Source organism: uncultured Thermomonas sp., assembly GCF_937872235.1.
Classification (GTDB): Bacteria; Pseudomonadota; Gammaproteobacteria; order Xanthomonadales; family Xanthomonadaceae; genus Thermomonas; species Thermomonas beijingensis.
In genome coordinates this window covers 1-18,096 of sequence record NZ_CALMPC010000117.1, presented here as the reverse complement: position 1 = coordinate 18,096, position 18,096 = coordinate 1, and the positions used below count along the sequence as shown (strand labels likewise).

The following is an 18,096-nucleotide window of genomic DNA, read 5'->3' as shown; positions in this document are numbered from 1 at the left end:
CTGGTACAGCGCGTCCACCTCGGTGTTCTTCCAGGCGGTTTCCTGCTGCTTGCGGCCGTATTTGCTGGCCTTGCCGATGGCGCGCGCCTCGCGGCTGCCGCGCACCTTGCGCCCTTCCTGATATTGCACGCGCTGCTGGAAACTGCGCTGCGCCATGTCTTTGTAGACCTTGGCGCAACGGATCTGATCGCCCGCGCGCACCACATAGACCGCCGCTTCCTTGCCGCTTTTCAAGGGCCGCAGCACCGCATCGATCACGCCATCGTCGATCAAGGGTTGCAGGCCGGTGGGAGTTTTCATGCCATCTCGAAGTTCAAGAGTAAGGCGCAGGCCGGAAAACCCTGTGCGCCAGCGAAGGGTTGCAGCAATAGAGTGCCTGATCGCTACACTGCCTGTCCTGAATCACGCGCCAGTCACCCGAGAACCTGCATGCCCACTCCCATTCGACTGGCCAAATACGTGGCCGACCTGGCCCATTGTTCGCGGATCGAAGCCGAGCAATACATCAAGAATGGCTGGGTGTCGGTGGATGGCCGCGTCAGCGAAGACCCGGCGCTACCGGTGCTGGGCAATACCGTGGTGCTGGATGCCGCCGCGCAATTGGAGGCCATTGAACCGGCCACCGTGCTGCTGCACAAGCCTGCCGGCTACGACACCATCAGCGGCCGCAACATGGCCGCCGCTCTGGTGCAGGCGGGCAACCACTGGCCCGAAGACCCGTCCGGCGTGCGCGTGCTGGAACGCCACTTCCAACGGCTGACGCCATTGGTGCCGCTGGATGCCGAAGCCAGCGGCCTGATGGTGCTGACCCAGGATGGCCGCGTGTGGCGGCGATTGACCGAAGACGGCGACGCGATCGAACAGGAATTCGTGGTGGAAGTCAGCGGCAACATCGCCCCGTACGGGCTGCGCAAACTCAACCATGGCCTGCATTACAACGGCCGCGCACTGCCGCCCTGCAAGGTGAGCTGGCAAAACGAGATTCGCCTGCGGTTTGCCCTCAAGGGCGTACAAGGCGGACAGTTGCGGGATATGTGCGCACAAGTGGGGCTGAACGTGGTGGCCATCCGCCGCCTGCGCATCGGCAAGGTTGCACTGGCCAAAATGCCGGTGGGCCTGTGGCGCTACCTGCCGGTGGGGGAACGGTTCTAACACTTTGAGTCTATCCCCCTTCGCACACTGGCCCTGTGGCCCCGAAATGTGTAGTTTGTCGAACAACGCGGGATCGCCCGCAACCACGAATCACGGAGAGATGTCATGGGTCTTATTCAAGCGGTGAAAGGTGCAGTCGGCGGCATGCTGGGTGACCAGTGGAAGGACTTCTACACCATTCCCGATGGCCTGCCGTCCACCGCGGCACTGTTTGCCGCGGTTCCCCACGGCACCAATGCCGGGCGTGGCTCCAACACGCATGGCTCGTCCAACATCATTACCAATGGCTCGAAGATCATCGTGCCGGAAGGCTACGGCCTGCTGCTGTTCCAGGACGGCAAGATCACCGGATTTGCGGCCGAAGCCGGCGGCTATGAATGGAAATCGGACGACCTCAATTCGAAGTCGATCTTCTCCGGCGACGGCATCGTCGATTCGCTGATCATGCAAAGCTGGGAGCGCTTCAAGTTCGGCGGCCAACCCGGCTCGCAGCAAGCTGCGTACTTCGTATCCCTGAAGGAGCTGCCAGACAATCGCTTCGGCACGCAGTCGGAGATCTATTGGGACGACGCGTTCTTGAACACGCAGGTCGGCGCGGTGACACGCGGCTCGTACACGATGAAGATCGTGGATCCCATTTTGTTCGTGAAAAACTTTGTGCCGGCCGCGTATCTGCAACCGGGCCAGGTGTTCGACTTCACCGACATCGACAACGCCGCAGCCAGCCAATTGTTCAACGAAGTGGTGGGCTCGCTGGCGCCGGCATTCAGCCTGTACTCCAACGATCCCAGCAAGGGCAACCGCATCAGCAAGCTCCAGCAGGATTCGATCGGGTTTGCCAAGAGCCTGTCGGAGGCGGTGGAAAACGCCTACCAATGGAAGTCCGACCGCGGCTTGATGATTGCCAAAACCGCGATCATCTCGATTGAGTACGACGCCAACACCAAGGAACTGCTCAAAACCGTGCAGCGCGCCGATGCGCTGTCGGGTGCACGCGGCAATTCCAACCTGCAGGCCAGCGTGGCCGCAGGGATGCAGGCCGCCGGCGAGAACGGCGGCGCAGCCGGCATGATGGGCATTGGCATGGCCAGCGGCATGATGGGCGGCATGGCGGGTTTGCAGCAGCCAGTCGCCCCGCCCGCCCCGGCGGCTGACGACCCAATTGCGAAGCTGAAGAAGGCCAAGGAAATGCTGGATCTGGGCCTGATTTCGCAAGCCGATTACGACGCCCTGAAAGCCAAGGCGCTGGGCCTGTAAGCCACCCATCGGGTCATCACCATGTCCAACACCACTCCCCCGCCGCCGCTGCCCCCCAGCGGCGCGGGCTCCCCCCCGCCGATGCCAACCGGCCCGGGTTCACCGCGCGATGTCCCACCGTTGCCGGGCAGCTCGCCGATTGACCCGGCAACCCTGCCCAAACCGCTGCGTGATGAAATCCTGGCCCCCGATCCGGTGGCCATCGACACCGCTGCGGAAGAGCTGAAGGACGGTGCCAATCACTGCCCCAAATGCGGTGCCACTGACATCAAGCAGCGCCCCGGCACGGACTTGCTGATCTGCCTGTACTGCCGCAATGAATGGCATGGCGCACGGGTGGAAGAAGAGTTCGGGTTGGGCGAAAACATCGACCAACTCAACAGCACGGTGATTGCCTCTGGCGCGCAGAACATCGCCGCTGATGTCAGCGCAGTGATGACCTACAAATGCACCGGCTGCGGTGCTGAAGTGACGGTCAATACCGAAAATGCGATGACCGCGCGTTGCCACTGGTGCCGGCATGTGTTCGGCGTCAACGAGCAAATCGCCAATGGCGCGGTGCCCGATGCCGTGTTGCCGTTCCACATCAAGAAAGATGATGCCGTGGCACGCATTCGTCAATTCGTGGACAAACGCAAATTCCTCGCACTGAAAGCGTTCAAGGAACAATTCACGCCGGAAAACGTGGTAGGCGTGTACCTGCCGTACATGATCGTGGATAGCAACGCGAGTGCCGATGTGGCCGGCATGGCCGAAATCAAAACCCGCGAATACACCCGTGGCAGCGACAACGACAAAAAGACCTACTACGATGCCGATGTGTACCAAGTAGCGCGGCATGTGGACTTCACCGTGGACGATTTGCCGCTGGAGTCCTCCAGCGAACGCGGCAACCTCAACACTGGCGTCAACACCAACAACATCATCAATACCATCCTGCCGTTTGACACCAAGAACGCAGTGAAGTGGAACGCCTCGTATCTTTCCGGCTTCACGTCAGAAAAGCGTGATTTGGATGTAGAACAACTGCGGCCGCATCTGGAAGATCAGCTACTCTCCATCGCGCGTGCGCAGGTGGAAGACTCGGTGAGCGGATACGACCGCGGTGTGCGTTGGGAACAAGAGCGCCTGCAAGTGCATGGCTCGCGTTGGGTGGCGATGTATCTGCCGGTCTGGCTGTATTCCTACCATCAGCCCGGTGCCAATGGCGGCATGCTGCACTACATCGCGGTGAACGGCCGCACCGGCGAAACCATGGGCAGCGTGCCGATCCAGCAATGGAAGCTGCTGGCCACCGCCCTCAGCGTGGGCACCTTGCTTGAAGTCATCGCACTTTGGATTGTGGGGCATTCGTCATGAGCGACGGTGGACTTGAACTGCTTGCACTCGGCCCAGCCGGTGCCGCCGGGCTGTACTGGTACTTGTATCGGTACTACCGCAATACCGACAAATCCCACGCCTTTGAACGTGAAACCCAGGTCGAAGCCAAACCGGTGACCGGTGCCGAAAACGACCGCAAAGTCGATGAGGTCAAAGGCACGCGCAACAAACGCATCGAAGACGATAACGTGCACGACTATCGCGAGCGCGTGCAGCGACTAGGTGGGGACTCGTCCTGATTGAGCTGGGTTGCATCCACGTGGGAAACAGCGCACCTGCCCATCACCCGGGCAGGTGTTTGTTTATCCGCGTGCACCGAGTTCCCGCTCGGCGATAGCGGCTGCAGCTTGCAAGGCATTGGCATACGTGCTGCGAATCCGCCCCGCATCATCGGCAGCCGCTTGCAGTCCTTGGGCGTACGCAGACAGCAACTCGCGGGCGTTGTACTGGTGGCCAAGGTCATTGATTGTCTTTGCCACGGCATCGCGCAGATACCAGTCGATATTGACCCCTGACTCGGCCTGCTTGGCCAGATCCATTATGCGCAACACATGCGGAGTGACCAGACCAACAACAGTGGCTTTCATACAGTCGACCTATGGGGGATGCCGAACCGGGAAGATACCCTACACACGCCGGTGGCACCTGACTGGCAGTTCAGCCAATCAAACGTCAGCCCCAAATGCCGCTGGGCAACGAATGCAATGCCGTATTCAGCCAAGCCATTTTTCAGCATCTTCCCCTGCAAACACGCATACCCCCAATGCCCCACTCTTGGCCCGGTACATGGCGGTGTCCGCAGCGCGCAGATAGGCATCGATGCTGGTCAGGCCGGATGCGCTGCTGACCAAACCGATACTCGCGCTGATGGCCACGGTGTGCGCGTCGATCAGGTACGGCTGGTCCAGCGCAGCCGCAATCTGGCAAGCGCGGTCGGCGGCTTCGGCGGGGTCGATGGACTCCAACAGCACGTTGAACTCATCGCCACTCATGCGAGCGACCAGATCAACCGCTCGCACGCAGGCTTCGAGCCGGCGCGCCACTTGCTGCAATAGCTGGTCGCCCACAGGGTGCCCGTGGCTGTCATTGACCGCCTTGAACCCGTTGAGATCCAGCAACAGCACGGCGAACGTCGTGCGGCCCTCGCCGGCCGGCCCGCCATCACCATCCGCCAGCGCGTTCCGATGCAGCGCGATGACATGTGCGAGGCGATCGCGGAACAACGGCCGGCCGGGCAAGTTGGTCAGGGCATCGTAGGAACTGCCGCGTTCGGCCAAGTCGCTCAACGAGCCGGCCATGCGCACGGCCACGCCATCTTCGAACTGGGCGAGCCCACGCCAATTGACCCAGAGCAGCCGCCCTGAGCCGTGAATCGCACGGAAGTCCACCGAAAAGTTCGGGCTGCTTCCCGCCAGATGGCTGCGGTAGGCCGTCTGCACGCGCCCGCGATCCTCGGGATCGATCAGCTGCGCAAGAAAGCGCCAACCACCGTCATGCACGTGATCGATATCGCCCAGCCCGACGATCTGGTGAAAGCGTTCGGACACGTGCAGGACGTCCGTGCGCAGGTCCCAATCCCAGATGCCGTCATTGGATCCGCGCGTCGCCAGCGAATAGCGGTTGTCGGAGCGCAGCAACTCGAGTTCGGTGTTCTTCTGCCGGGTGACGTCGATCATCAGGCCGATCATCCGGTTCGGCCGCCCCGGCTCAACCACTGCGCGGCACAGATCGCGCACCCACACCACCCTGCCGGACTTGGCAATCAGCCGGTAGCTCATTTCGTAGGCATGGCTATGCGTGGCGTTGTAGGCGGCATCATCGATGCGCATCGCCTCCGCCAGATCATCGGGATGCACATGCGCCCGCCAAAAGCCCGGGTCAGCCCGCCACTCCTCCACCGAGTAGCCGAACAGCCGTTCCACCTGTGGGCTCAGGAAGGTATTGCCCACGCCGATTTCAGCTTCCCACACCACGCCATCAATGGTTTCCAGCAGGCGCAGGAAGCGCTGACGGACCTCCACCAGCACTTGCTCGGTGACCTCGGTAATTTCAATGAGCACGCCCTGGCGGCTGATCACCCGATCCACCGCGTCGGTTTCCGGGTGAAGCTGCAAGCGCACCCAGTGATAGTCCGCGTTGGCAAATCGCAGCCGAAACACCGGCATGCCCGCGCGCAAGGTGCCGATGTCGTCAGGATGCACGAATTCAAGCAGCGACCTGCCGAGCGCCGCCTCCTGCGCATGGCCGGTGCGCGTATGCCACGCCGGATTTAGGTAGGTGATCTGCCATAGTGCATCGGTTTGCACCACCGCCTCGGGCAGCAGCTGCAGCAGGTGGCCGGACGGCGTGGAGGGGTTGGACATACGGAACTATAGTCAGCGCAGCGCAACCGTCCAGCCCAGGGTTTCCCCTGGCGCCAGTGGCACCAGGGTGCGCTCGCCATACGGCAACTCGCTGGGGATCGCCCAGTCCTGTTTGCGTAGCGTCAGCGTGCCGGTATTGCGTGGCAGGCGGTAGAAGTCGGCACCGAAATGACTGGCGAAACCCTCCAACCGCTGCAGCCGGCCAGCCGCCTCGAATGCCGTGGCGTACAGCTCCAGCGCGTGCAAGCCGGTGTAGCAGCCAGCGCAGCCGCAGTCGGCTTCCTTGTCGCCGCGTGCATGCGGGGCCGAATCGGTACCCAGAAAGAACCGCGCATCGCCGCTGGTTGCCGCATCCAGCAGCGCTTGGCGATGCCGCTCGCGCTTGAGTACCGGCAAGCAGTAGTAATGCGGGCGGAGGCCGCCGGTAAAAATGGCATTGCGGTTGTACAGCAGGTGATGCGCGGTGATCGTTGCGGCGATATCGCCACCGGAATCACGCACATAGTCCGCCGCATCCCGGGTGGTGATGTGCTCCAACACCACGCGCAGGCCGGGGAAATCACGGCGCAGCGGAATGAGGATGTTGTCGATGAACATCTTTTCGCGGTCGAAGATGTCGATCTGGCGGTCGGTCACTTCGCCGTGCACCGCCAGCACCATGCCGGTTGCCTGCATCGCCTCCAGCGCCGCGCAGGCGTGCTTCAAGTCCGTCACGCCGGAATCGGAATTGGTGGTGGCACCGGCCGGGTACAACTTCACCGCATGCACCAGGCCACTGGCCTTGGCGCGTTGGATTTCCTCAGCTGGCGTGTTGTCGGTGAGGTACAGCGTCATCAGCGGCTCGAAGTCCGAGCCGGCCGGCCGCGCCGCCAGGATGCGCTCGCGATACGCCACAGCCAGTGCCGTGGTGGTCACCGGCGGCCGCAGATTCGGCATCACGATGGCGCGGCGAAACTGCTTTGCCGTATGCGGCAGCACCGCCTGCAACAGCGCATCGTCGCGCAGGTGCAGATGCCAGTCGTCGGGCCGGGTCAGGGTCAGCGTGGTACCCGCGGGGACCTGTGCGGGATCGGGAACATGGTGGGCAAGCGTGGGCATGGAGGCTCCGGGGCCGGGACGGCTGACCGGGCAATTTTGCCAGAGGCTGCATTAAGAAGAGCCCAAATGCGGCCAGAGACCATTCGCCTGGAAATATCATTCGTTCTTCCGGCCAGCTTTTGAACAATTCCGGAAATTGAAAGAAGATGCGCTGATGCACACCGCCTCCACGCCGCCACCGGCCAATCTGTTCGCACCGCTTGCCGACACACTGACCACGGCAACATCGCTGGAAGGGTTGGTTCGCCCCTTGCTTGAACTGCTCGAGGTGGCCAGCGGGCTGGAGTCGACCTATATGACGACGATCGATGAAACCGTAGGCGTGCAGCATGTGCTTTATTCACGCAATTCGCGCAGCCTGATCATCCCGGAAGGGCTCACCGTTCCGTGGGGTGACACCTTGTGCAAGCGCGCGCTGGAAGAAGGCCGCAGCTACACGGATGACGTGGCCGGTTGCTGGGGGGATTCCGATGCCGCGCAGGCATTGGGGATTGCCACCTATGCCAGCACCCCCATTCGGGGCGCGGACGGCGCACTGCATGGCACCCTGTGTGCGGCCAGCAACCAACGGCTGCCGCTGCGTGACGGTACCGAGCGCGTACTGAATCTGTTTGCCTATCTCATCGGCCGGCAAGTGGAACGCGAGCAACTGCTGCAGTCCTTGCAGGCCGCCAATAGCCAACTCCAGCGCAATGCCATGACCGACGTGGTGACCGGCCTGCCCAATCGCCGCGCACTGCTGGAGGAGCTGGACCGCCGCCTGCGCCATCGCGCACGCGATGGCGGCGACGTCCTGATCGCGTTTATCGATCTGGATGGATTCAAACATATCAATGACCACTTTGGGCATGACGCCGGCGATCATTTCCTTGTCGCCATTGGCAGTGCACTGGCGTCCTGCCACCGCTCCGATGATTTCTGTGCCCGTATTGGCGGCGATGAATTCGTGGTGGTTGGCAGTGTCCCTGCAGATAGCGAAAACGCACCGCAGCAGATGTGCGAACGCCTGCGCGCAGCCACCACCGGGCGGTTTGACCTGGGCGGCCGGAGCATCGAATACGCCGGGCCCAGTATCGGCGTGGTGAAGGCAGCCACGACCGAGGCCGAGGCCGAACTGGCGCGTGCAGATGCCGCGATGTACGCCGACAAACGCTTGCGGCGCCAGACGAAAAAAGGGGACGGGACGGAGCCGCCATCGGGGACGGAGGGAGTCAAGCGCGCTTGATTCCCTCAGGCAGCGTCCCTGACAGCATTGATCAGGCGCGGCCATGCCACGGCAATGGCCACCCACGAGATTGCGGCCACCATCAGGTGCAACCGCAGCGTTGGCAGCGGGGCGGACTGGACGTTGAACAGTGTCGCGCCTTGCGTGGCCGCGTAGATCGCCGCCACCAGCACCAACTCGAAGGGGCGCGCATTGCGGCACACCGCAGCGAACGCCAGCCCGGCGCTGGCCAACGCGGCGGTGACTGCCAGCGCAGCAAGTGCCTGCAGCGGCGCCTGCAAGGCCAACCGGGTGAGGCCTGCAAACGTGCACACCAACAACAGCGACACTGCGACCAGCCAGCGCGATGCCAGCACGCGCCACACCGCGCCGGCACTGGAAAACACGATCATCCCGGTGCGCTGGTCGCGCTCACGCAGGGCGCCGCGTGCCAGCACGTCGAGCGGCAGCAGCCAGCCCAGCAACAGCCCCATCCGCATACCCTCGGGCTGCCCGAACAGCTGCAGGCCAAGGACCACCACCCACGCCAGCCACCACCAGCGCGGGCGCTCGCGCAGGCATGCCGTCAACTCGGTCGCAACCAGCGCCCCGAACGCCATCCGCGCCAATGGCTGCAAGACCGTGCCCAGCCAACGTAGCGCCAGTCCCGGCGCACGCACCTGCGCCTCGCGCCCGGACGTGCGCGCAGCAAAGCGATCCAGCAGCGGGACGGCAAGCAGCACCATGCCCATGCCCGCCAGCAACCACAACACGCGGCCCAGCAGATCCATCGGCCGCACCGTCCAGTGGCGCCATTCAAAGCGCACGATGCCTGCCTTGGGGGCTGGGGAAAACAGGCTGAACCCGTACCCCTGCGGCTTGCCGGTCTGCGCCTCGCGCACCCGATGAAAGTCGCGCCCGGCCACCAGCAACCCACCAGCATCGCTGATCCAGCCTTCGCGTACCACCGGGCTTTTCGCCTCGAAGCCGGCCACACCCACCGCCAGCGCCGTGGTCCACAGTACGAAGAACAGCACGTTGCCCGCAGTGCGCCGTAACGGCGGCAGCAGGTCAAACCAGATCGCCGCGGCAGCGGTCATGGCCAAGCCCGGCAAAGTCAGCAGCAGCACCGGCTTGACCAGTTCCATCAGATCGATGCCGCGGTCCTCGGCGCGCACCCATTGCGCCACCAGACCCACGCCCAAGCACGCCACGATGATCACCGCGAAGACCAGCATGTGGCTGGCCCATTTTGCGAGCAGATAGGCACGCCGCGTCATTGGCGTGGCCACCAGCAATTCCCACACGCGGGTCTCGATGTCGCGCACCAGCGTGCCGCGGGCCAGATAGAACCCGCCCAGATTGAGCAGGAGGGTGAACGCCATCGCCAGCACCATGCCCACCCACGCACTGGAGAAACTGCCACGCGCCCCCCCCCACAGCATCACCACCGCGTACGGCGCATCAGCGCCGGGCAGGCACCACCAGGCCGCCACCATCATGACCGCAAGCACGCACCAGAAACGGGCGGTGCGCGTGCGCACGCGAAGATCAGCCAGCAGCATGGCCAGAAACCGTTGCAGGGCCGGCATGTCAATGTGCTCCCTGCAACAACCAGCTGTAGCCGTCCTGCAGGCAGGCCGCCACCGGGCGCGCCAGCGGGTCCGGAGACGCCTCGCTCAGCACGCGCACACGGATGCCATCCGGGCGGCGCAGGGAGCCCACCAAGGTCTGCCCGCTGCGCACTGCGGCGAGATCCGATTCCTGCACCGTCCATTCCCAGACCCGCCCTTCGGCGCTGGCGATCAGCTGCCCCGGCGTGCCATGGAAGCGCAACTGGCCGGCGGCCATCACCGCAATCTGGCTGGCACTGGCTTCCACGTCCGACACGATATGGGTGGACAGGATCACCACACGGTCTGCCGCCAGATCGGTGATCAGATGTTGGAAGCGCAGTCGCTCGTCCGGATCCAGCCCCACCGTGGGCTCGTCCACGATCAGCAGGGCCGGGTCGTTCAGCAGCGCTTGCGCGATTCCGACCCGCTGCCGCATGCCCCCGGAGAATTGTCCAAGCCGGCGGTCGCCGGTGTTGGCCAGCCCCACCATGTCCAGACAGGCCTCGATGCGCAGGCGCGCCGCCTTGCCGCCGATCCCCTTCACGGCCGCCAAAAACGCGAGGAATTCCCGCGCATCCAGACTGTCGTACACCCCGAAATACTGCGGCAAGTAGCCCAGCACGGCCCGCAGGCGGTCGGGTTCCTTGGCGATGTCATGGCCATTCCAGCTGACACTGCCGGAGGTCGGCTTGGTCAGCGTGGCCAGAATGCGCATCAGCGTGGACTTGCCGGCGCCGTTGGGGCCCAGCAGCCCCAGCACGCCGGGGGCAAACTGCAATGAAATATCCTGCAACGCACGGTGACCGCCGCGGAAGGTGTGGTTGACGGCATGGACGGTGAGAGCGTGTGCAGACATGGCGTTTCCGTGTGTTCCCGGCCGGGCGGCCAGAATTTCATGGTCGGTATTGTAGTTCACTACAACACCGAATTACCAGATCACTTTTGTCGGTCCATAGCCGCTATGCTCAAACCTTGTCCACAGACTGGCCACTGCATCGCATGCTTAGCTGGTAAACGGGGCCAGGTTGACTCCTGATACAACGAGATACGTGAACCTGACCCCGTTTTGTTGATTTTGGACCGCGGCCAGATGACGGCGCAGCCGGGTCTGTTCGCCATCGACGACGTGGTCAGCGGCCTCAACCTGCGCCTCAAATCCTGCGACCAGCAAACACGGCAAATGGGGTGAGGTTCCCTGCTTTTCCCCAACCTACCCCGTTCCCGGCGGACCCTTCCCCAGCAGCGACTTCAGATCGGCGAAGGGATTGGACGTGGCTGCGGCTGGTTTGTCTTCGGCGGCCTGCGCGCTGACCCCGGTGTGGTCGATCTGGCGCGAGTGCTCGTTGTCGTGGCAGTACACGCACAACAGCTCCCAGTTGCTGCCGTCGGGTGGGTTGTCGGCGTGGTTGTGGTTGCGGTGATGGACGGTCAGTTCGCGCAGGTTGGCGCGGGTGAACTCCCGCGCGCAGCGGCCACAGATCCACGGGTACATCTTCAGCGCCCGCTCGCGATACCCTTGCTCGCGCTGCTCGGCGTTGCGCCGGGCTTCGGCAACGATGCGGTCTAGCTTGGTGTCTTGGGGCGTAGGCATGGTCATGATTATCCGTGGGGCAAGTGAACTGGACCCGGTTTTGGCTGTGCGAAAGACAGCAAGCATTCAACTGGCTGGGACTACCGTGCCGCAATAGCCTGCTTCCCGACAGGTACCGGAATTGCTGCAATGAAGCCCATTCTATTGATGGCAATTGCGCTGCTGGCCATTGCCCCGGCGTTTGCCGCAGACAGCAGCCAATCCGACGTGCCATTGGCCAAGTCACTCAACCTCAGTGCTCCTGCACAGGCTAGCAACACCTACGCTCCCATCGCATCAGCTGACAGCAACATGCCACCGGGCAGTTATCCCTACGACCCGGCCACGCGTTTCGCCGCGCCTTATGCCGCAGCGCAAGCGCAACCTGCCGACACTTGCGACAGCAAGCCACATGGCAGCGTCACCGCCGGTGTCGGTTATTCCAGCCGCATGGGCAACAGCAATTTCCAGGCAGCCCAGTTCAACACCTGCAAACGCTATTACGACGATAACGGCAACGCACACCAAGTTGGTATCAGTATCGGGATTGGCCAGGGCAATTTTGGCTCGGGCCGCCGTGGGCGCGGTTGGTGACCTGAACCTAGTAAACCGGGGTCAGATTTACTTCCAATACAACGAGATAAGTGGACCTGCCCCCGTTTTGGTGGAATACACTCCAAGCTCACACCGACTTGGGGAAGTCCCGTATGACCTACCGTTTCGCCGCACTCGCGGCCGGCTTGCTGCTGGCCTTCGCCAGCAACGCCCAAACCTCGGCCGCCGCGCCTGTCACCCCTACCACCACGGTACTCAAGGCCGTGCGCCTGTTCGATGGTCGCAGTGGCCAATTGGTGTCGCCCGGGCTGGTCGTCGTGCAGGGCAGCAAGATCATCGGCATCGGCACCCATGCCGCCATTCCCGCCGACGCCAAGGTCATCGACCTGGGTGACGCCACCCTGCTGCCGGGCTACATCGATGCCCACACCCACATCGCCTACGATCACGACGACAACTGGGCGCAAGGGTTCTACGACGGCATGCTGCGCTTCCCGGTCGAACAATCATTCCATGCCGGGCGCAATGCCAAAGTGACACTGCAGGCCGGCGTCACCAGTGCGCGTGATCTGGGTGCCGGCGACTTCATCGACGTCGCCCTGCGCAACGCGATCAATGCCGGCCTTGCCGAAGGCCCACGCATGCTGGTGGCCGGCCACGCGCTGGGTTCCACCGGCGGCCATTGCGACAGCTCGCCGTTCCCACCCGATCGGGTCACGCCCTCAGGCCCGCTGGAAGGCGTGTGCAACGGCCCGGACCAATGCCGTCTGGCCACGCGCCTGCAGATGAAGTACGGCGCCGACGTGATCAAGATCTGCGCCTCCGGCGGCGTGCTGTCGGAATCCGACCCGGTGGACGTGCCGCAGCTCACGCCGGCCGAACTCAGCGCAATCATCTCCGAGGCGCACGCCTGGGGCCGCAAGGTCGCCGCGCACAGCCATGGCGACCTGGCCGCGAAGCAGGCGGTCGAGGCCGGCGTGGATTCGATCGAACACGGCAGCTTCCTGCAACCGGCCACGCTGCAGTTGATGAAGCAGAAAGGCGTGTATCTGGTGCCAACCCGGCTGGCACTGGTGTGGACGGTCGGCCACGCCGATACCTATCCGCCGAAGATCGGTGCCAAGGCACGCGCGGCCGGGGCCTCGCATGGCGGCATGTTCAGGAACGCGATGCGGATCGGCGTACCGATTGCCTTCGGTACCGACTCGGCAGTATCGCCGCACGGGATGAACGCGCAGGAGTTCGGCGATATGGTGGACTTGGGCATGGCCCCGTCGGCGGCACTGCTCACCAGTAGCCAAGGTTCGGCGCGACTGTTGGGCATCGATGGCGAGACCGGCACGCTGGAGATCGGGAAGTTCGCCGACATCGTCGCCGTGCCAGGCGATGTACTGCAGGACATCCGGGCGACGGAAAGGCCGCTGTTGGTGATGAAACAGGGCGTGGTGGTGCGTGGCAACCACTGACTGGCGCGAGGAAAAAGGCAAAAATGGGGTCAGGTACATTTCCGACCGCCATCCGGGTGTTGCATCGATGGCTTACGCCGTTCCCGGTGCCGGGCAGGCCATCCGCCCGCGCAGGCGCCCCCCGATACACGGGAAAAAACGCACCGGAAAAATGTACCTGACCCTTTTTTACTCAGCACTGCCAAGGCAGGCGCCGCTTGCGCCGTTCACATTTGGATCCGGCGGGAATTCCCCGGAGGCGCCGGGGCCACACTCGCCGCCGGGGGCCGCCGGCCTCACGCCGGCGGGCACGGTCGTGCCGGCGCTTGCCTCAGCCCGCGCGGTACAGCGCGCAGAGCTTGTTGCCGTCCGGGTCGCGGACGTAGGCCAGGTGCAGGGTGCCCAGCGCGCCCTGGCGCGGGCCCGGGGCGTCCTCGATGGACGTGCCGCCGTGGGCCACCGCCACGTCGTGGAACTGCTGCACCTGCTCCGGCGAGGCGCACTTGAAGCCCACCGTGCCGCCGTTGGCGTGGCAGGCCGGCTCGCCGTTGATGGGCTGGGTGACGCAGAACATGCTGCCGTCGTGCGGGTAGAACAGCCGCACGTGGCCGCTGCCGGACACGTTGCGAATGGGCTCACCGGCGCCCAGCAGGCCCAGCAGCGCGTCGTAGAAGCGCTTGGAGCGCTCGATATCGTTGGATCCCACCATCACGTGACTGAACATGCTGCTGCTCCTGGGAAAGTCCGGCGCAACGCCGGGCGTAGTTGGAAAGTGTGGCAGGTACGCGAGCGACGGGGCGTTCGGATGCAGCGGGCGCACGGCGGTCCGCCGCCTTCACCCTGTGACGGGGAAATTGCCGGGCACCGCGCGGCGGGGCCGGCGGATGGAACCAGTCTGCCCAGCGCCTCAATCGGCAACGTGGGCGCAACCCGCAGGGAGCGGCCCCAGCCAATGGAGGGGTTCCGATCTTCGCTTCGCCTGCCCCGCAACGTATCCTGCCCCACCCTCCACCGCACCGCTGCCATGGCCCCCCGCAAGCTCCGCCTGATCGCCACGCTCTCCGTCCTGCTGCTCACCGCCTGCCGCCAGCCGCCGCCCTACACCGGTGGCGACGTCGCCGAACTGCAGCGCATCGATGTCGTCACGGGTCAGGGCGCCGTCGCGCAGGCCGGTGACGAAGTCAGCGTGCACTACACCGGCTGGCTCTACGACCAGCACGCGCCCGACAAGCGCAGCCGGAAGTTCGACAGCTCCCGCGACCGCGGCCAGCCGTTCGTGTTCCTGCTGGGCGCCGGCCGCGTCATCCGCGGCTGGGACGATGGCGTGGCGGGCATGCGGGTGGGCGGCAAGCGCGAGCTGCGCATCCCCGCCAACCTGGGCTACGGCAGGGACGGGGCCGGCGACGTCATCCCGCCGGGGGCGTCGCTGGTGTTCGAAGTCGAGCTGCTGGATATCCGCAAGTAAGCTGCAACCCGCAGGGCACGCGACTCCGCCCCTGCGTGCCGGTGCTAGGATGCATTGCGGGCGTGCGCCCGCTTCTCGCGTTCCGCGGCATGCATTGCCCGCCTCGCTTCCTCTCACGCGTTATCGCCCGTCCCGATGGGCGACGCTTCAAGGGGAGCAGCATGCCCGGCTTCAACACACGCAACCTCACCGTCCACGTGGGTGGCCACGCCTACCTCCTGCGCGTGCTCAGCGACCGGCAGCAATTCGCGGACCCCGATGGCCACGGCGAGCGGCTGGGGATTTCCTCCGCGCAATGGTGCCTGTTCGGGCAGTTGTGGCCTTCGGGCAAGTTGTTGGCGCAGGCGATGGCACGCGCGGATATCGCCGGCAAGCGGGTGCTGGAGATCGGCTGCGGCATCGGCTTGCCGAGCCTGGTGCTGCAACGCCGCGGCGCCGATGTGGTGGCCTCCGACATGCACCCGATGGTCGAACCCTTCCTGGCCTACAACGCCGCGCTCAACGGCCTGCCTGCCCTGCACTACCGGCAACTGCGCTGGGGCCACCCGCTGCCCGCCCTGGGCGACTTCGACATGCTCATCGCCAGCGACGTGCTGTACGAGCGCGGCCACGCCGAACTGCTCGCGAAGGTGGTCGAGCGCCATAGCCGCGCAACTTGCGAGCTGGTGCTCATCGACCCCGGCCGCGGCCACAGCGCCGAACTCACCCGTTTGCTGGCGGCGCAGGGGTTCGAGGTCAGTGAATCGCGTTGTCCGATGGACGATGCGGACTGCGATGCGCGTGGGCGCTTGTTGCACTATCGACGCGCGGCCTGAACGGCGGAAGGGCGCCGGAAACCATTCGCGCTGATGCTCGCCGCGCACGCCCCAGCGCCGCACCTCGTCCTCACTAGGCAGCGCAGCCTCCACCATCGGAGCGCAAAGCGGGCGAGCCAACCAGGCGTTCCTGCTGCCGCTCAGGCACGCCTTTTAGCACTGCTCCCCGCGGGAGTGAACCGGGGGATTCCGCTCAGGCAGCGCCGCGCAGCCGCAGCAGAGCGTGCGCCGTATCCGCGGAGGACGCCGGGTTCTGGCCAGTCACCAGATTGCCGTCGGTGACCACGTGGCTGGCGAAATCCGCGCCTTTCTCGTACTGCGCGCCATGGTCCTTGAGCATGTCCTCGACGAGGAACGGCACCACCTCGGTAAGTCCCACCGCCTCCTCCTCCGTGTTCGTGAAGCCGGTCACCTTGCGGCCGCGCACCAGCGGCGCGCCGTCGCGGCCCTTCGCCCCCTGCAGCACGCCCGGCGCATGGCAGACCAGGCCAAGTGGCTTGCCCGCCGCGTCGGTGGACTCGATCAACCGGATCGAATCGCGATCATTCGCCAAGTCCCACAGCGGGCCATGCCCACCCGGGTAGAAGACCGCGTCGTAATCTCCGGGTTGCAGTTCGGCCAGGCGATGCGTCGCCGCCAACGCCTGTCGGGCCTCGGGATCGTCGCGGAAACGCAATGTCGCTTCGGTCTGCGCATCGGGCGCATCGCTCTTGGGATCCAGCGGCGGCTGCCCGCCCTGCGGCGACGCCAGCACCACGTCCACGCCGGCGTCCTTGAACACGTAGTACGGCGCGGCGAATTCTTCCAGCCAGAAGCCCGTCTTCTCGCCGGTGTCGCCCAACCGGTCGTGCGACGTCAACACCATCAGAATCTTCATTGGCCCATTCCCGTTCGATTGCCCACAGGCTAGGCCAAAAATGGGGTCAGGTACATTTCCGACCGCCATGCGGGTGTTGCGTCGATGGCATACACCGTTCCGGGTGCCGGGCAGGCCATCCGCCCACGCGGGCGTCCCAAGGCTAGGGAAAAATGTACCTGACCCCTTTTCCTACATTCCGCCCGCCGCCGCCATCGCGAGCTCGAACGAACGCAGGCGCGCGCCGGGATCGTGGATGTTCGCGGTCAGGATCAACTCGTCCGGCCGGTGGCGGGCCACGAACTCGGCGAGCCGCGCGCGCACAGTGCCAACCGATCCCACCGCCGCGCACGCCAGCGCCTCGTCGACGCCCGCCAGCACCTGCGGCGCGTAGCGGTACCGCAACGCCTCCGCGGAGGCCAGCGGCGGGGGCACCAGACCCGGCCGCCCGCTGCGCAGGTTCGCGAAGGCCTGCTGCTGGGTGGTGAACAGGCGCGCGGCGTCCGCATCCGTGTCCGCCACCACCGCGTTCACCGCCAGCATCACCCGCGGCTGCGCCAAGCGCGAAGACGGCCGGAACCCGGCGCGGTACGCCGCCACCGCCGGCTCCAGGAGCGCGGGCGCGAAATGCGAGGCGAAGGCGTACGGCAAGCCCAGGCGGGCGGCCAATTGCGCCCCGAACAAGCTCGACCCCAGGATCCAGACCTCCAGTTCCACGCCGGGACCGGGCACCGCCTGCACGGCCTGGCCGGGCTGCACCGGTTCGAAATACGACAGCAGCTCGACCACGTCGGCCGGGAATTCGTCGGCCGCGGCGTAGTAGCGCCGCAGCGCGCGCGTGGCGGCCTGGTCGGTGCCCGGCGCACGCCCGAGCCCCAGGTCGATGCGCCCCGGATGCAGGGTGCCCAGCGTGCCGAACTGCTCGGCCACCTGCAGCGGCGCATGGTTGGGCAGCATCACGCCGCCCGCGCCGACGCGGATGGTGCGCGTGGCCGCGGCCACGTGCGCGATCAGTACCGCCGTGGCCGCACTGGCGATGCCCGGCATGTTGTGGTGCTCGGCCAGCCAGTAGCGGCGGTAACCCAGCGCTTCACCCAGCCGGGCCAGGTCGAGCATGTGGGCGAAGGTGTCGGCGGGCGCGCTGCCCTCGGCAACGGGCGCGAGATCGAGGATCGAGAGGGGGATCATTCCCTGATTCTAGGCGCTCCAAAGGGAGCGGAGAACATTTGCGCTTGAACTGCGGCGCGGCTGACGTTGAGGCCGCATCTCCACCGGTCTACTCAGCGCCCTCTGTAAGAACGGTAAGAACGGGGTCAGGTT

Annotated in this window: 18 protein-coding genes and 1 pseudogene; 9 read left to right on the top strand and 10 right to left on the bottom strand. The window is 65.0% G+C overall.

The features are described from left to right. Positions 1 to 300 (bottom strand): annotated as a pseudogene (locus QWB57_RS10330) (serine protein kinase RIO); the annotation flags it as partial. A 129-nt stretch (positions 301 to 429) separates the two neighbouring features. On the opposite strand from QWB57_RS10330, the gene QWB57_RS10325 reads away from it, so the two are divergent. The 4 genes from QWB57_RS10325 (at position 430) to QWB57_RS10310 (ending at position 4,028) form a co-directional block, all read left to right on the top strand. Beyond that, entirely contained in the window at positions 430 to 1,152 is a 723-nt protein-coding gene (locus tag QWB57_RS10325; RefSeq protein WP_288969436.1) for an rRNA pseudouridine synthase, read from the top strand. A gap of 105 nt (positions 1,153 to 1,257) precedes the next feature. Next, complete coding sequence (locus QWB57_RS10320; RefSeq protein WP_288969435.1) at positions 1,258 to 2,409, top strand: SPFH domain-containing protein; 1,152 nt, start codon at positions 1,258 to 1,260, stop codon at positions 2,407 to 2,409. A 21-nt stretch (positions 2,410 to 2,430) separates the two neighbouring features. Then, positions 2,431 to 3,768, top strand: coding sequence for a TFIIB-type zinc ribbon-containing protein (locus tag QWB57_RS10315; RefSeq protein ID WP_223629777.1), 1,338 nt, complete (start codon positions 2,431 to 2,433; stop codon positions 3,766 to 3,768). Next, on the top strand, positions 3,765 to 4,028 hold the full coding sequence (locus QWB57_RS10310; protein WP_223629776.1) for a hypothetical protein: 264 nt from the start codon (positions 3,765 to 3,767) through the stop codon (positions 4,026 to 4,028). The genes QWB57_RS10315 and QWB57_RS10310 overlap by 4 nt, the downstream gene beginning before the upstream one ends. Before the next feature lie 63 nt (positions 4,029 to 4,091). On the opposite strand, the gene QWB57_RS10305 is transcribed toward QWB57_RS10310, so the two are convergent. From QWB57_RS10305 to pyrC, 3 genes are all read right to left on the bottom strand, one after another. Further along, the gene (locus tag QWB57_RS10305; RefSeq protein WP_223629775.1) at positions 4,092 to 4,376 is read right to left on the bottom strand and encodes a hypothetical protein; all 285 of its coding nucleotides are present in this window, start codon (positions 4,374 to 4,376) and stop codon (positions 4,092 to 4,094) included. A gap of 126 nt (positions 4,377 to 4,502) precedes the next feature. Next, a complete protein-coding gene (locus tag QWB57_RS10300; protein ID WP_288969433.1) occupies positions 4,503 to 6,152 on the bottom strand; it encodes a sensor domain-containing diguanylate cyclase in 1,650 nt (549 codons plus the stop codon). A gap of 12 nt (positions 6,153 to 6,164) precedes the next feature. Continuing rightward, positions 6,165 to 7,250: a dihydroorotase gene (gene pyrC / locus QWB57_RS10295; protein ID WP_288969431.1), complete on the bottom strand. Its 1,086-nt coding sequence runs from the start codon at positions 7,248 to 7,250 to the stop codon at positions 6,165 to 6,167. Between the two features lie 154 nt (positions 7,251 to 7,404). Here pyrC and QWB57_RS10290 point away from each other — a divergent pair, with 154 nt between their 5' ends. After that, positions 7,405 to 8,475: a sensor domain-containing diguanylate cyclase gene (locus QWB57_RS10290; protein ID WP_288969429.1), complete on the top strand. Its 1,071-nt coding sequence runs from the start codon at positions 7,405 to 7,407 to the stop codon at positions 8,473 to 8,475. A gap of 5 nt (positions 8,476 to 8,480) precedes the next feature. Here the strand turns inward: QWB57_RS10290 and QWB57_RS10285 are convergent, their stop codons facing one another. From QWB57_RS10285 to QWB57_RS10275, 3 genes are all read right to left on the bottom strand, one after another. Beyond that, positions 8,481 to 10,046: an ABC transporter permease gene (locus QWB57_RS10285; protein WP_288969428.1), complete on the bottom strand. Its 1,566-nt coding sequence runs from the start codon at positions 10,044 to 10,046 to the stop codon at positions 8,481 to 8,483. Between the two features lies 1 nt (position 10,047). Next, a complete protein-coding gene (locus QWB57_RS10280) occupies positions 10,048 to 10,926 on the bottom strand; it encodes an ABC transporter ATP-binding protein (RefSeq protein WP_288969427.1) in 879 nt (292 codons plus the stop codon). A gap of 354 nt (positions 10,927 to 11,280) precedes the next feature. Next, a complete protein-coding gene (locus QWB57_RS10275; RefSeq protein ID WP_317851758.1) occupies positions 11,281 to 11,667 on the bottom strand; it encodes a YajD family HNH nuclease in 387 nt (128 codons plus the stop codon). 123 nt (positions 11,668 to 11,790) lie between these two features. On the opposite strand from QWB57_RS10275, the gene QWB57_RS10270 reads away from it, so the two are divergent. Further along, positions 11,791 to 12,234 (top strand): hypothetical protein, encoded by a 444-nt coding sequence (locus tag QWB57_RS10270; protein ID WP_223629768.1) that lies wholly within the window; start codon positions 11,791 to 11,793, stop codon positions 12,232 to 12,234. A gap of 113 nt (positions 12,235 to 12,347) precedes the next feature. Next, positions 12,348 to 13,661 (top strand): amidohydrolase family protein, encoded by a 1,314-nt coding sequence (locus QWB57_RS10265; protein ID WP_223629767.1) that lies wholly within the window; start codon positions 12,348 to 12,350, stop codon positions 13,659 to 13,661. A 310-nt stretch (positions 13,662 to 13,971) separates the two neighbouring features. On the opposite strand, the gene QWB57_RS10260 is transcribed toward QWB57_RS10265, so the two are convergent. After that, entirely contained in the window at positions 13,972 to 14,364 is a 393-nt protein-coding gene (locus tag QWB57_RS10260) for a VOC family protein (protein WP_223629766.1), read from the bottom strand. Positions 14,365 to 14,664: 300 nt separating this feature from the next. Between QWB57_RS10260 and QWB57_RS10255 the strand changes: the two genes are divergently transcribed. Next, a complete protein-coding gene (locus tag QWB57_RS10255) occupies positions 14,665 to 15,105 on the top strand; it encodes an FKBP-type peptidyl-prolyl cis-trans isomerase (protein ID WP_288969424.1) in 441 nt (146 codons plus the stop codon). Between the two features lie 161 nt (positions 15,106 to 15,266). After that, a complete protein-coding gene (locus QWB57_RS10250) occupies positions 15,267 to 15,920 on the top strand; it encodes a protein N-lysine methyltransferase family protein (RefSeq protein ID WP_223629764.1) in 654 nt (217 codons plus the stop codon). 193 nt (positions 15,921 to 16,113) lie between these two features. Here the strand turns inward: QWB57_RS10250 and QWB57_RS10245 are convergent, their stop codons facing one another. Both QWB57_RS10245 and QWB57_RS10240 read right to left on the bottom strand, forming a co-directional pair. Continuing rightward, positions 16,114 to 16,797: a type 1 glutamine amidotransferase domain-containing protein gene (locus QWB57_RS10245; protein WP_223629763.1), complete on the bottom strand. Its 684-nt coding sequence runs from the start codon at positions 16,795 to 16,797 to the stop codon at positions 16,114 to 16,116. A gap of 171 nt (positions 16,798 to 16,968) precedes the next feature. Then, positions 16,969 to 17,964: an LLM class flavin-dependent oxidoreductase gene (locus tag QWB57_RS10240; RefSeq protein ID WP_223629762.1), complete on the bottom strand. Its 996-nt coding sequence runs from the start codon at positions 17,962 to 17,964 to the stop codon at positions 16,969 to 16,971. Between the last annotated feature and the right edge of the window lie 132 nt (positions 17,965 to 18,096).